This window comes from Nicoletella semolina (assembly GCF_004345745.1).
Taxonomy (GTDB): domain Bacteria; phylum Pseudomonadota; class Gammaproteobacteria; order Enterobacterales; family Pasteurellaceae; genus Nicoletella; species Nicoletella semolina.
The window spans coordinates 51,025-65,129 of the sequence record NZ_SLXJ01000006.1 but is presented as its reverse complement, the minus strand read 5'-3'; the positions used below and the strand labels follow the sequence as shown (position 1 = coordinate 65,129).

Below are 14,105 nucleotides of genomic sequence, written 5' to 3'. Positions count from 1 at the left end.
AAATTATAGCTCTTTTTCGTAAACTCGCCGCTTGTTTTTTCGTATATACGTTTATTTTTACTTACCTGTTTCTTTGTCTGCTAATTTTAACTGTTGGAATTATCCATTCAATTGAAGAATTATATTCCTCACTTTTTCATAAGAGGTTGCTGTGTCAAATCGAGATTATGCTCGCAAAAGTAAGAAAAGTGGGCTAAATAAATCACTCATTCTTGCTCTCATCGTTGTATTGTTAATCGCCAGTGGTGTAGGGCTTTGGTTTTTAAAAGAAAGTGCTTCGCCAAGTAATCCAATCCCTCAACAAGCTCGTCCAAGAACGCAGCAAAAAAGTACGCTACCAAGTCCTCCAGAAGAAGTGTATAGCTATATCCGTGATCTTGAAACTCGTGAAGTGCCGATTGATAGTGGTAGCCAATTCTCGCAATTGACGCAAGAACAGGAGCAGAAAATGCTTAAGCAGAAGGAAAAAGAAGAAGAGCGTCGCCGATTGCTACAGCAAGAACAGCTTGATAAGCAAGAAGAAAAAACACAATCAGAGCAAGCACTTTCCGAGCAAGACCCAACGGAGAGGTATAAACAGGCTGAACGACAGAAACAAGCAGCTGAAATTAGAAAGCAGGAAACAGAGGCTAAAAAACGGGACGCTGAAAGTAAAAACGTTGAGCAGACAAAAAGTACTAAGGTTGTTTCTCAATCTTCATCACAAGTGCAAAAACCATCAGGAAAATTTGGATTACAGTGCGGTGCATTTAAAAATAAAGCACAAGCTGAAAATATGCAGGCAAGGCTGACAATGGCGGGCTATAATGCTCAGATTGCAACCAATGCGGATTGGAATCGTGTTTTTATTGGTCCAATTGGCGACAGAGCTGCAGCGATAAAAGCACAATCAAATGCGAAAAGTGTCGCTGAATGCGTTATTGTGAGTATGTAATTATTAAATAAGGAGCAAACAATGCAATTCCAAGACTATCTTTTAACCCTACCAAATGTTGATCACTTGTTGGGTTTAGATGTGCTTGATTCTGCTGGCAATCTCGTTCAACATATTCCTGCGATTGAGGGGAAATTGGGTTCTTTACGAGTGTATAATAGCTTAGCAGAAAAATTTTGTGCAACCTTGAATACTCAATCTGCAAAACAGGGTTTGGAATGGTTTGCCGAACACGTTACAGATGCGAAAAGAACTGTTGGAAAACACCCAAATATTGATTTATTACTGCGTGTTGTTGAGCAAGATTTAACGTTAGCATTAAAGCCAATTGTAAAGTAGTGGTAATTTTTAATACAAAAAGAATGATTTTTAGGCGAGTGAATTAAATATTTAAATTTCTATTTGACATCAATTTAAAAATCACTAGAATAGCGGACATAGAAACGTTACTACTTGTAACGTTTTTTAATGCGGGAATAGCTCAGTTGGTAGAGCACGACCTTGCCAAGGTCGGGGTCGCGAGTTCGAGCCTCGTTTCCCGCTCCATATTTGCCCGAGTGGCGGAATCGGTAGACGCAAGGGATTTAAAATCCCTCGCCTTTCGAGGCGTGCCAGTTCAAGTCTGGCCTCGGGCACCACTTAGTTATTATATAGATAGTACCTTATACAGTTTTTTATTATCTATCATTACTCTGAATTCATACCTAAAATAATGCCTCTTATTACTGTTTTTTGATTATTACAGAGGTTCATTCCTGATTTTGAATGTTTATTTTTATATTTTTTATATAAATTTGACCTAGTTCAAATAATAGGTTAATCGCTGTGGCGTACTGCCTTATTTTAAAATACCCTCATAATGAATTTAAGTTTATCTTATTTCTTTTTTAACAAGAAAAAGTGTCGTTTTTATCATTGATTATGTGGGAGGCTCTCGTGAAACGAGTCAGCGAAATTATAAAAAATAACCTAGCTCAATTATTTATTGGTATAGCATTGATGGGGATTGCAGGTATGCAATCCGCTCTAGCTGGTGAGCCAAAAGAGTTTGAAGGTCCAAAACCTGATTTAAAAATTGAATCTGCAAACCATAAATTTGCGGAAAAATATCCATTACAATATCAATCTTGGGTGGCAACGTCAGATTCAGTAGAAGTCATCTCTGCATTAGAAGAAGATCCTCGCTTAGTGATCCTATGGAGTGGCTATGCTTTCTCTAAAGATTATAACAAGCCTCGTGGGCATTTTTATGCCGTTACCGATGTGCGTAGTATTTTACGAACAGGGGCACCTGTAGACGAAAATTCAGGTCCACAGCCAATGGCTTGTTGGACGTGTAAAGGTCCTGATGTGCCTCGCCAAATTGCAGAATTGGGTGAAGTGGGTTACTTTGACGCAAAATGGGCGAAGTATGGTGCAGAGCAAGTCAATTCTATTGGTTGTGCGGACTGTCACGATACCACTTCACAAGACTTTAAAGATGGAAAAGCCGCTTTGCGTGTCGCTCGTCCTCACGTTTTGCGTGCTTTAGAAGTGGTTGGTTGGAAATTTGATACTCTAGAAAAACACGGTAGGCGTGCTGCAATATGTGCAAATTGCCACGTTGAATACTATTTTTCGGGTAAAGAAAAAGCAGTTACTTTTCCGTGGGATAAAGGTATTGATGTTGATAGTATGGAAAAATATTATGATGAGCATAAGTTTACTGACTGGACACACGCACTTTCCAAAGCTCCGATGCTAAAAGCACAACACCCAGATTTTGAAACTTGGTCTTTAGGTGTTCACGGTAAAAATGGGGTAACCTGTATAGATTGCCATATGCCAAAAGTGCAAAGTAAAGACGGTAAAGTTTACACTGATCACAAAATTGGCAATCCGTTTGACAACTTTGAGCATACTTGTAAAACCTGCCACGAGCAGAGCAAGGAAACATTGCAAACTCGTGTAAAAGAGCATAAAAAACAGATTAAAGACGTAATGATTCGCTTAGAAGATCAAATTGTGAAAGCACATTTTGAGGCAAAAGCAGCTTGGGAAGCAGGGGCTACAGAAGCTGAAATGAAAGAGGCTTTGACTGCAATCCGCCACGCTCAATGGCGCTGGGATTATTCTGCGGCTGGACACGGTGGTCATATGCACGCACCTGATGTGATTCTCCACGTCATTGGCACAGGTTTAGATCGTGCAGCTGATGCCCGTACCAAACTGGCTGTTATCTTAACAAAACACGGTGTTCAAACGCCTGTACAAATTCCTGATATTTCAACCAAAGAGAAAGCACAGAAAGCTATTGGCTTAGACATTGCTAAAGAGCAAGCAGCTAAAGATGAGTTCTTACGCACCGTAGTACCACAATGGGAAAAACAAGCTAGAGAAAAAGGCTTATTACCCATAGATGCGAAATAAGCCGCTAAGTTGAGGTAACTATGAAACATATCATTGTGAAATTAGGGCGAATATTCGCCTTACAAGCGGTGGCTTTTGCTGTTTTTTTTGCAATTAGTGTGATCAGTGCAGTGGGTACGATCAGCACTGCTAATGCACAAATGCCTGCTCAACCAAAATCGCTTTGGGCGGAATCAAATAAACAAGTTGATGATGCAACGGTTGTTAAAGATGCAAGACGTGATCCAAACAAATATTGTGTAGATTGCCATTCGTCTGCAACCCACATTGCTCATACAGGCAAACCTTTTACCCACTTCGGTAAACATTTTCAGAAAGAGACAGCCAGTCCGAATAATGGGCAACCACTCAATTGTGTAAGTTGCCACGGCAATATTTCAGAAGATCACCGTAAAGGCGTGAAAGATGTGATGCGTTTTAATGCATTTGGTAAAGCACATAATCCAGCATTAGAGCGGACAGCACAAGAGCAAAATCAAGTCTGTTTTGCTTGCCATAACCCTGAAAAACTGCGTGAAGTCTTTTGGGCTCACGATACTCATGCAAATAAAATGTCTTGTGTGAATTGTCATCAACTTCACCCAGAACAAGAACCGATGAAAGCCTTGGATTCTAAACAGAGAGTGAAACTTTGTGTGGAATGCCATAGTAAAATTCATCAAAAAAAATCTTCAACTATTCAGATAAATAAGGATAAACAATGAGTTGCTCCCGCCGAGATTTCGTCTCTGGAGCGAGTGCATTTATTGCCCTAGCAGGTACCACAGGGCTTGCTACCCACTCAATAGCCTTAGATCCTGAGAATGAAAAAAAACCAATTCGTTACGCCATGTTGCACGACGAACAAGCGTGTATTGGCTGTACTGCTTGTATGGACGCTTGCCGTGAAACGAACCACGTCCCTGAAGGGGTTTCTCGCCTTGAAATTATCCGTAGTCAGCCTTACGGTGAGTTTCCTAATGTGCAATATGAATTTTTCCGCCAATCGTGCCAACATTGTACAAATGCACCTTGCGTGAGTGTTTGCCCAACAGGAGCGTCATTTATTGATAAAGCAACAGGTATCGTTGATGTCAATCCTGATCTATGCGTAGGCTGTCAATATTGTATTGCGGTTTGCCCTTATCGAATACGTTTTATCCACCCAGAGAGAAAAACTGCGGATAAATGTAATTTCTGTCGTGATACAAATTTAGCAGAGGGTAAACAGCCTGCCTGCGTGGAGATTTGTCCAACGAAAGCACTTACCTTTGGTGATTTAAATGATCCAAACAGTGCGCTGTCGGTAAAGATTCGAGAAAACGAAACTTACCGCACTAAAGTGCCGCTAGGTACAGAGCCTAACTTGTATCATATCCCATTCAAATTGAAGGAGGCTTAGATGAATCAAGTACCATTTCAAACGCCTAACCTTGTGTGGGATTCAACTATTGCTATTTACCTATTTTTACTCGGCGTGGCTTCAGGAACAACGATATTGGCGTTGCTTTACAAGCGAAGCCGAAAACTAATTAATCCGAGTGAAAATTGGATTATTCGCAGCACAGCAATCATTGCCCCCAGTGCAGTGATTATTGGTTTAACGTTATTGATTTTCCACCTGACTCGTCCTTGGACATTTTGGTTTTTGATGTTTAATTATCAATTTAATTCCGTGATGTCGATGGGCGTGCTGATGTTTCAGGTCTATATGACAGTGATGTTTTTGTGGATTGTGATTATTTTCCGAGATCTGATCGCCAACCGACTGAACCGTTTTTTACCAAGGCTCAGTTTTATTAACCGTTGGATTCAATTCGTTACAAAGTTCATTCAGCCAATTGAGTGGTTTTTGCTATTTCTTGGTGTCGTACTTGGCGTTTACACAGGGTTTTTACTGTCCGATTTAATCAGCTATCCAATGCTGAATAATCGGGTATTGCCGTGGTTGTTTCTCGCTTCAGGCACATCGTCAGGTATTGCAACGTTATTGATTACTATTTTAACAGTTGGAAGATTGACCCCTCATAGCGATGAGGCACATTTTTTGCATAAAATAGAACGTCCAACGGTAGCTGCAGAAATAATCTTGCTAGTGATTTTCTTTGCGGTGTTGTATATGGCTGGAGGACAAAGTGAGGTTGCAGCCAATAACGCTCTATCGGGCTTTTGGGGAATGATCTTTTGGGTTGGTGTTGTCGGTGTGGGACTATGCTCACCACAAATTGCTAGTCTTGTTGTCGGATCACGCTATCACCACCATAAAGCCTTTATCGTGGTGATGGCGGTTGCGTCATTGATTGGCGTGGTCTGTTTACGTTACTTTATTTTATATGCAGGACAACTCACAATAGCCTGACTTTAGCTTGATTAGAAAACAAAGGTTAAAAAAGACCAAACAAGCGGTGTGATTTTGCAAAATTTTTGCAAGATCTGACTGCTTGCTTTTATTCAATAGCTAGAAATGTTAAAGTGGATCGTCTTTGTTTATTCAAAGGAATTTTCTGTGAAAAGATTAACTATCGCACTTTTTATGGGGTTTATGTCAAGTTCTCTCTTTGCTGCACCTGTGGGACAAACCTTCTCAAGTATTGGAACAGGGCTTGATTTAACCACTATCAAATATAAAAACAGCCATTTACAAGGCAAACAGTCCACTGGACTTCACTTAATTGTGAATTATGGGATTGATTATGGTCACGATTTTGTCGGTCTTATTGAAGGAAAAATCAAATTAGGCAGCAGTAAAATTTTTAATGATGCCAAACTGGATTATCACATCAGCAAAGTTAGCAACATTGGGAGCGTTAAAGGTATCGGTTACGGTGTGGGCGTGAAATATGCAGTATCTAACGATATTGAGCTTGGAACAGAATATACCAGAAGTAACTTAAAATATGGGAAAAGCAAAGTGGCAGGTAATGCGTTTGGGGCAAATGCCTCCTATCGTTTCTAATTGCTTTTTAGCCGAATGTGTATGTACCATTCAACTATTTTTTCACATTTATCTTCGCTTAGATTTATTCTCTTAAACACTGATTTCATTATGAAAACGCTCGATCCGCTTACGCTACCGCTTAATCAACCTTGTCTCATTGAGGCCTCTGCTGGCACAGGTAAAACGTATACGATAGTAAATTTATATTTACGGTTATTACTCGGTGTAAGTTGTGATCCCCTAATGGTAGAGCAAATTTTAGTGGTTACTTTCACCAAATCGGCAACCCAAGAGCTACGAGATAGAATTCGAGAAAAAGTCATTGTCGTTGCTCGTTTGTTTTCAGCATACCAGCAGGGCAACCATCAAGCACTTGAAAATGATGCATTTTTGCTGGATCTCTACTATGCAGTTGAACAGCGATTACCCGAAGCGTTATTACGTCTCAAACTAGCCGCTCGTGATATTGATTTAGCCAGTATTTTTACTATTGACAGCTTTTGTCAGAAAATGCTGTTTCAATTTGCGTTTGATTCTGGCATACGTTTTGATATTGAATTGCACACCAATGAAGATGAATTACTCAGAATGTTGAGTGAGCAGACGTGGCGAAAGTATTATTATCCACTGGATTTTGATGCCACAAAAATCGTGGCAGAAGAGCTTAAAAATCCTGAATTTGCTCTCAAGTTGGTAAAGCCCTATCTCTACGGCATTTTGCCACCGCTGACATCTGAACAGTTGTGGATTACGCAAGATTTTTCAGACTATATTCGCCAATACCAACATTTTCAGCAAACCAGCCGTACTTATTGGCTGACACATTGTGCCGAAATTTCTACACTGATCCACCAAGAATTGGCTAAAACCTATAAAAAAGGCGAAAAAAAATCGCTTAGTCGCCGCTCTTATCAGCAGCGTTGGTTAGCTAACTGGTTAGCTGAAATTGATTTGTGGGCAACAGGCAAGCAAGATAATTTTCCTGTAGAGAGTTTATCTCGCTTTAGTCAGCAAACATTAAATGAAAAAGCGGAAGAGGGAGCGATACCGCTTGAGCATTTGCATTTTGCAGAAATTGAGGCTCAACTGACCGCTTATCAACAGCAATTTGAGGGAAAATTGAGTGCGTTATTACGTTATCAATTTTTACAACATTTACGCCAAGCATTATCGACTTACAAAGCCACTCATAAAGAAAAAAGTTTTGGTGATATTTTGAGTGCATTGCATCAGGCCTTACACGCTGAACGAGGCGAAGCATTGGCTGCGAATATTCGAGCATTATTTCCTTTTGCAATGATCGATGAGTTCCAAGATACTAACCAAGAGCAATATGAGATTTTTCAGCGAATTTTTCTTGCACAAGAAAAAGCCACTCACGGATTTATTATGATTGGTGATCCTAAACAATCTATCTATAAATTCCGAGGGGCAGATATTTTTACCTATCTCACCGCTGCAAGCCAAGTGAGTTATAAAGCAACTCTCACCCAAAATTGGCGTTCTGCCGCCGATATCGTTAATTTCACGAATGCACTTTTCCAATTTCCAAACTCATCATATAGCCCCTTCGTGTATCAAGGCATTCAATTTCACCCTGTGCAGGCGAAGATCTCGGATAATCCGCTGTGTGGTGAAGCAAGCGTAAATTGTTATCTACAACCTACATTTGATGAACAGCAAGCGGCTGAACGCTGTGCATATCATATTCAGCAGCAATTACAAAAGGCCGCAACAGAAGCGTTGTATTATCATACAAAAGGCGTGCAAAAAAATGGCGAAAAGCGACCGCTTGAAGCACAAGATATTGCCATTTTAGTACGAAGTCATACACAGGCTACGCTCATTCGCCAAGCCTTATTAGCACGGCAGATTCAATCGGTTTTTTTATCTGAAAAAAGCAGTGTATATCAAAGCCAAGAAGCTCAAGATTTGCGTTTTATTTTAAGAGCTTGTTTAAATCCTTACCAGCAAACGGCGGTGTTGAGTGCATTAGGTACGCAGCTCTGGGGGCTGGATTTGGCTCAAGTTTTCGAGCTTAAACAAGACGAAAATGCGTGGGATCGCTGGATTGATACGTTTGTGAAATACCATAAAATCTGGCAGCAGCAGGGCATTTTACCAATGTTGCATCAATTATTTATTCAGCAAGGTATTATTGAGCGAATGCATAGCACGCTTTTGGCAGACAGACGAATGACAGACTTACTGCATTTAGCTGAATTGTTACAAAATGCAATGGGCAACACAGAAAATGAATTTGCACTGCTACGTTGGTATGAACAGCAGCTGGATAAACCAGATGGACAGCAAGACGAACAGACATTACGGCTTGAAAGCGAAGAAAGCTTGATCAAGATTATCACTATTCACGGCTCAAAAGGGCTAGAATACTCCATTGTTTGGTTGCCTTTTGTCGGTAAGGCTAGCCATTTAACGAAAAATCAACTGATTACAACTTATCACGATCATCAGCAACAGAAACGTTGGCATTTTGGGCGGCATAGTGATGAAGTTGATTCTGCATTAGCTCAAGCGGAATTCGCCGAAGATGTTCGCTTACTTTATGTGGCGATAACACGGGCAAAATACCAGCTAAATATGTTACTACCGACTCAATTTGAGACAGGTTGGAGTGCAATGAGTTATTTGCTTACCAATGCTGAGATCCGATTTGAACAGGTTGCACCGAGCTGTTCAACCGCAGACTACATTCAGCAGAAAAATATTCCCTGCCAGCTTATAGATGATTCACAGGCAGCCGAAAATTTACAGGACTCAGAAGATTTGGAAATAGCCGTCAGTGATAGGCAGAATGTGTCCCAACAGCTTGAACAATACCAAACTACGAATATTCAAGCACGAGAATTTTCTGGACAAATAAAAACCACAGGGCAAGTAACCAGTTTCAGTGCGTTGCAAGCACAAAATGAGCGGTTGCAAAATTTCATTCATAAATCACCGCTTACGAGTTGGCAAGATGATGGACAAGACTACGACTATCAACAGACATATGCTCAACAGATATTGAATACCACTGCAGTGCTTGAACCTGACAATGTTTCGCAGCCTTATAGCCCTTATCTGTTTCCACATAGCACTAAAGTTGGTACTTTGCTGCATAAATTGCTTGAGCATTGGGATTTTCGCCAACCCTTGGCATTGGAAGCCATTACACAGCTTTGTGCTACACTGGGTTTATCATCTGAATGGATCGAGCCTCTACAACACTGGTTCAGCCAAATTGCTCGCACACCTTTTGGCAAACCTGCATTTAGCTTATCGCAAATCGATCCTACTCAACGACTTAACGAGTGGCAATTCTACTTACGCTTACGCAATGTCAATGCCTTACCAAAATTGAATCAATTACTTAACAAGTACAGCGTACTTGCACAAAAGCTGCCTGATTTGCAATTACCACAACTTGAAGGATTTGTGCGAGGTTTCGTTGATTGCATTGTAAAAATACACGGAAAGTTCTATCTAATTGATTATAAATCTAATTTTCTTGGCTACTTCGCACAGGATTATACGCCAGAGAAGCTGAAAACAGTGATGGGGAAATACCGTTACGATTTACAATATTTGCTGTACATTTTAGCATTGCATCGCTATTTAGGTTCACGTTTACAACAAGATTACGATTATGATCGTGATGTTGGTGGCATTGCCTATCTCTTCTTGCGAGGAATGAATGGCGAACCAAATAAAGGGGTATTTTTTGAAAAGCCGAGTGCGGAGCTAGTTGAAGCGTTAGATAAACTATTTGATTGAACTGGATTTAAACTTAAGCTTGATTTTGCTAGCTTTTCATTTACTTTTACCATTAAAATCAGCTACTATAACGTTCACTTTTGAAAAGAGGAAATACAAAATGGCGATTAAACGTAACACAAGACAACGCAAAAAAATGCACTTAGGCGAATACCAAGAGCTAGGCTTTTTAGTCAAATTCCAATTTGTTGAAGGAACGGGGATCGATGTGATTGATAGTACTATCGACCGCTTCATTGACGAAGTCATCAAACCTAATGGCTTAGCCTATGAAGGTAGTGGCTACTTACAATGGGAAGGTTTAGTGTGTTTAGAAAAATTGGGTAAATGTGATGAGTCACACCGCCAAACAGTGAAAATTTGGTTAGAAAACAATGGACTGGTACACATCGAAATCAGCGAATTATTTGATATTTGGTGGGATTACCCAACCGCCTAATCACCACAAGCGGTCAGATTGACAGATAATTTTACAAAATGTCCCTCAATCTCACCGCTCTCTTTTCCCCTTTGTAAGTAGAGTTGTTATGAGTGAAATATTACTTCCTATCGTTTCTATTATTGTTGGTTTCATCACGTTTATTCTCATTCTCCGCACTTGGCTGGAATTTTGCCGTGTTGATCCTAGGCTACCTATCTCCCAAAGCCTAATCCGAATGACCTCGCCACTTATCTCACCGCTACAACGAGTGATTTCCAATTTCAAAAGAATCAATTTTGCCGCATTGCTGCTGGCGTTAATTCTACTCACCGTAGAAAAATTACTACTCAACTTGCCTTTAACGGTCGCAATATTAGTGGGGTTACTCGGTATAATGAAGACTTTCGGACAGATTCTCTTTTTTACCACCATTATTCGAGCATTAATGAGCTGGATAACACAAGGTAATCACCCCTTAGATTACACCGTTGCTCAAATTACAGAGCCAGTATTAGGATTGATCCGCAGAATATTGCCTCGTACAGGTATGCTGGATTTATCCGTTATGGTATTTGGCATCACATTAATTTTGCTCAACAACCTATTTTACAAATTATTTGGCTTACTATGGGTGATTGCGTAGTGCCTGCTTCTAAGGCAGTGATAACTTAATTACTTATGGACGAATCCTGAGATCATTCATTTCAATAATGCTTTTACATTATTAATTACAGTTTGAATTTGTTCAGAGGATAGTTTTCCTTCAGAAACAAATTGTACTTTGCCATTTTTATCAAGCACAGCGATAAAACTTTCTTTCTCTTTAAGTTGCCACGCTTTTTTGACGGTACTATTTTGATCTAAGATAACTTGGCTATGTGCATTAGCCAGTTTTCCATCTTCAGCACTATTTTTGACAAATGCTCCTGTTGCAATAATTGCGTCATCTGCATTGATAATTGTAGTGGTTTGATAGCGAGTTCTATCAAAATTAGAAGCTTTAATTGCTTCAAAGAGTGCTTCATTTTTTGCTTTTACACTACTGCGACCAGCAAGATGATGTACCACTCGTACTTTTCCTATAAGGCTTGTGGATTGCCAAGGTCGATAGGTGATGTTATTGTCTGAAGCAACTAATTCGCCGTCTTCAATTACAGAAACAGTGGGTAATGAAGTATTCAGTTGAATGTTATGTGCTGCTGCAATGTTTACAAAAAATGCACCTAAAGTGATTGTGAGTAATTTTTTCATTAAACTTCCCTCTTAAAGGCTAATAGATTAGACAGAGTATTATTCTATAGCAAAACTGCCTATTGCATAGCGGAAAATCTTTCTCGAGTATTGAATTTTCTCTCGTTTAATAGCTGAATTTATGCTATTTTATTGCGGTTTCTAGGCTATGGCTTAGCTCTTTTCAAGAGGAAAAGTCATCAGGTTAAGAAGATTATTTCACTTTTATTTAATTTATAGGAGCTTAATATGCAACAAGGTGGTGGAATGGAGATGATCTTTATTCTGGTCATATTTGGTTTAATTTTTTATTTTATGATCTACCGTCCACAAGCAAAACGCCAAAAGCAGCAACGTGAGTTATTAGCCAGTCTTGCTAAAGGGAATGAAGTTCTGACAAGCGGTGGCTTAATTGGCAAAATTAGCAAAGTTTCAAATGACAATGATAATATTGTGATTGCACTCAATGATACGACCGAAGTGACGATAAAACGTGATTTTGTTGTTGCTGTCTTGCCGAAAGGCTCTTTAAAATCTCTTTAATTTTTCCTTGATAAGGGGACTTATTGTGTTAAATCGTTTCCCTCTTTGGAAGAACCTAATGGTGATCCTTGTGATCGCCATTGGTGCTTTATATGCCCTTCCAAATTTATATGGTGAAGATCCGTCCGTTCAGATTTCTGCCACTCGTGGTCAGCAGGCTACACCTGAAACGCTCTCTCAGGTGCAATCTGCACTAAAATCCTTAGAGATTACGCCGAAGGCGGTTCATCTTGAAAATGGTTCAATTTTGGTTCGTCTTGAAAAAGATGAGCAACAGCTTCCAGCAAAAGAAAAAATCGCAGAAGCATTAGGTAATAACTATTCTGTTGCTCTTAATCTTGCACCAGCCACTCCTGATTGGCTTGCATCTATTGGCGGCGAGCCAATGAAACGTGGTTTAGATTTGCGTGGTGGTGTTCGCTTCCTGATGGAAGTGGATATGAATACCGCCTTAACCAAACAGCAAGAGCAGCTCCAAGATTCATTACGCAATGAATTTCGTAAAGAAAAATTGCAATACAAAGCGGTCAAAAAAGCAGAAAATTTTGCAATTGAAGTCGAGTTTTTAGACAGTGAAATTGCAGCTAAAGCACAGCGTTTAATTCGCCGTCAGCATTCGTCATTAGAAGTCGATCAGCTTTCACCTACGCTTATTCGTATTCAGCAATCTGCTCAAGGATTTGCCGACTCTCGTGATGCCGCAATTACACAGAATTTATCTATTTTGCGTAAACGAGTGAATGAATTAGGCGTTTCAGAGCCAACTATTCAGCGTCAAGGGGCAGATCGTATTGTTGTTGAATTACCAGGGGTACAAGATACCGCTAGAGCAAAAGAGATTTTGGGAGCAACCGCAACTCTTGAGTTTCGTATGGTGAATATTAATGCCAACTTGGACGCTGCTTTACGAGGCGTTATTCCTGCTGATTCGGAATTGAAATATGATCGTGATGGCGTACCTTCATTGTTATTACGTAAAGCCGTCTTGGGTGGAGAACATATTATTAATGCCTCATCAGGTTTAGATGATCACGGTTTGCCACAAGTCAGTATTAATCTAGACAGTGTTGGCGGTGATTTAATGGCGAATGCGACCAAAAGTGCTATCGATAAACCGATGGCAACGCTTTATAGCGAATTTAAAGATTCTGGACGGCGTGATACAAATGGCAAAGTCATTCTAGAACGCCACGAAGAAATCATTAATATAGCAACAATTCGTTCTCGTTTGGGTAGTCAGTTTCAAATCACAGGCATTAATAGCCCAGCAGAGGCTCAAAACCTTGCGGTTCTTCTTCGCTCTGGAGCATTAATTGCACCGATTGTTATCGTCGAGGAACGCACAATTGGGGCATCACTTGGTGCGGATAATGTTGCTCAGGGTATGAATGCAGGTTTACTTGGGCTGGGTTTAACGATCTTATTTTGTGTAGTGTACTATAAGGTCTTTGGATTGTTCGCAACGGGAGCATTACTTGCAAACCTTGTATTAACCATTGGATTAATGTCGGTAATTGGAGCAACCTTGACAATGCCTGGTATTGCAGGAATTGTGTTAGCCGTTGGCATGTCTGTTGATGCTAATGTGTTAATTTATGAGCGTATTAAGGAAGAGATCCGAAATGGGCGTTCGATTCAGCAAGCTATCCACGAAGGTTATAATGGTGCATTTACCAGTATTTTTGACTCAAACTTAACGACTGTTCTCACTTCTGCCATTCTATATGCTGCAGGTACGGGACCCGTGAAAGGCTTTGCGGTAACACTTGCATTAGGGGTGATGATCTCAATGTTTACAGCTATCACAGGGACACGAATGCTAGTGAATTGGGTATATGGCGGTAAACGTGTGAACAAACTTTGGATTTAAGAGG

Annotated in this window: 13 protein-coding genes and 2 tRNA genes; 14 read left to right on the top strand and 1 reads right to left on the bottom strand. The window is 40.1% G+C overall.

Annotated elements, in window-relative coordinates; genetic code table 11:
* Positions 1 to 151 precede the first annotated feature (151 nt).
* From ftsN to EV693_RS05120, 12 genes are all read left to right on the top strand, one after another.
* Entirely contained in the window at positions 152 to 934 is a 783-nt protein-coding gene (gene ftsN / locus EV693_RS05175; RefSeq protein WP_132501310.1) for a cell division protein FtsN, read from the top strand.
* 21 nt (positions 935 to 955) lie between these two features.
* Positions 956 to 1,273 (top strand): DUF2322 family protein, encoded by a 318-nt coding sequence (locus EV693_RS05170; RefSeq protein WP_132501309.1) that lies wholly within the window; start codon positions 956 to 958, stop codon positions 1,271 to 1,273.
* A 131-nt stretch (positions 1,274 to 1,404) separates the two neighbouring features.
* A tRNA-Gly gene (locus tag EV693_RS05165) sits at positions 1,405 to 1,480 on the top strand.
* 5 nt (positions 1,481 to 1,485) lie between these two features.
* Positions 1,486 to 1,572: transfer RNA gene (locus EV693_RS05160), tRNA-Leu, on the top strand.
* 376 nt (positions 1,573 to 1,948) lie between these two features.
* Positions 1,949 to 3,343, top strand: coding sequence for an ammonia-forming nitrite reductase cytochrome c552 subunit (nrfA, locus tag EV693_RS05155; RefSeq protein ID WP_243694583.1), 1,395 nt, complete (start codon positions 1,949 to 1,951; stop codon positions 3,341 to 3,343).
* Positions 3,344 to 3,363: 20 nt separating this feature from the next.
* Positions 3,364 to 4,047, top strand: a complete 684-nt coding sequence (gene nrfB / locus EV693_RS05150) for a cytochrome c nitrite reductase pentaheme subunit (RefSeq protein WP_132501308.1) — start codon at positions 3,364 to 3,366, stop codon at positions 4,045 to 4,047.
* Complete coding sequence (nrfC, locus tag EV693_RS05145; RefSeq protein ID WP_132501307.1) at positions 4,044 to 4,724, top strand: cytochrome c nitrite reductase Fe-S protein; 681 nt, start codon at positions 4,044 to 4,046, stop codon at positions 4,722 to 4,724. The genes nrfB and nrfC overlap by 4 nt, the downstream gene beginning before the upstream one ends.
* Positions 4,725 to 5,681 carry a cytochrome c nitrite reductase subunit NrfD gene (nrfD, locus tag EV693_RS05140; protein ID WP_132501306.1) on the top strand — a complete coding sequence of 319 codons (957 nt, stop codon included), beginning with the start codon at positions 4,725 to 4,727 and terminating at the stop codon, positions 5,679 to 5,681. It abuts the gene before it with no gap.
* Between the two features lie 147 nt (positions 5,682 to 5,828).
* Positions 5,829 to 6,278: an outer membrane beta-barrel protein gene (locus tag EV693_RS05135; RefSeq protein WP_424991508.1), complete on the top strand. Its 450-nt coding sequence runs from the start codon at positions 5,829 to 5,831 to the stop codon at positions 6,276 to 6,278.
* A 90-nt stretch (positions 6,279 to 6,368) separates the two neighbouring features.
* On the top strand, positions 6,369 to 10,037 hold the full coding sequence (recB, locus tag EV693_RS05130) for an exodeoxyribonuclease V subunit beta (protein ID WP_132501305.1): 3,669 nt from the start codon (positions 6,369 to 6,371) through the stop codon (positions 10,035 to 10,037).
* A gap of 100 nt (positions 10,038 to 10,137) precedes the next feature.
* Complete coding sequence (locus EV693_RS05125) at positions 10,138 to 10,476, top strand: YggL family protein (protein ID WP_132501304.1); 339 nt, start codon at positions 10,138 to 10,140, stop codon at positions 10,474 to 10,476.
* 88 nt (positions 10,477 to 10,564) lie between these two features.
* Positions 10,565 to 11,101: a YggT family protein gene (locus tag EV693_RS05120; protein ID WP_132501303.1), complete on the top strand. Its 537-nt coding sequence runs from the start codon at positions 10,565 to 10,567 to the stop codon at positions 11,099 to 11,101.
* 56 nt (positions 11,102 to 11,157) lie between these two features.
* Here EV693_RS05120 and EV693_RS05115 read toward each other — a convergent pair whose 3' ends face one another.
* Positions 11,158 to 11,709: a YtfJ family protein gene (locus tag EV693_RS05115; protein WP_132501302.1), complete on the bottom strand. Its 552-nt coding sequence runs from the start codon at positions 11,707 to 11,709 to the stop codon at positions 11,158 to 11,160.
* Positions 11,710 to 11,937: 228 nt separating this feature from the next.
* Here EV693_RS05115 and yajC point away from each other — a divergent pair, with 228 nt between their 5' ends.
* Together yajC and secD are read left to right on the top strand one after the other, a co-directional pair.
* On the top strand, positions 11,938 to 12,231 hold the full coding sequence (gene yajC / locus EV693_RS05110; RefSeq protein ID WP_132501301.1) for a preprotein translocase subunit YajC: 294 nt from the start codon (positions 11,938 to 11,940) through the stop codon (positions 12,229 to 12,231).
* Positions 12,232 to 12,256: 25 nt separating this feature from the next.
* Positions 12,257 to 14,101 (top strand): protein translocase subunit SecD, encoded by a 1,845-nt coding sequence (secD, locus tag EV693_RS05105; RefSeq protein ID WP_132501300.1) that lies wholly within the window; start codon positions 12,257 to 12,259, stop codon positions 14,099 to 14,101.
* Positions 14,102 to 14,105 lie beyond the last annotated feature (4 nt).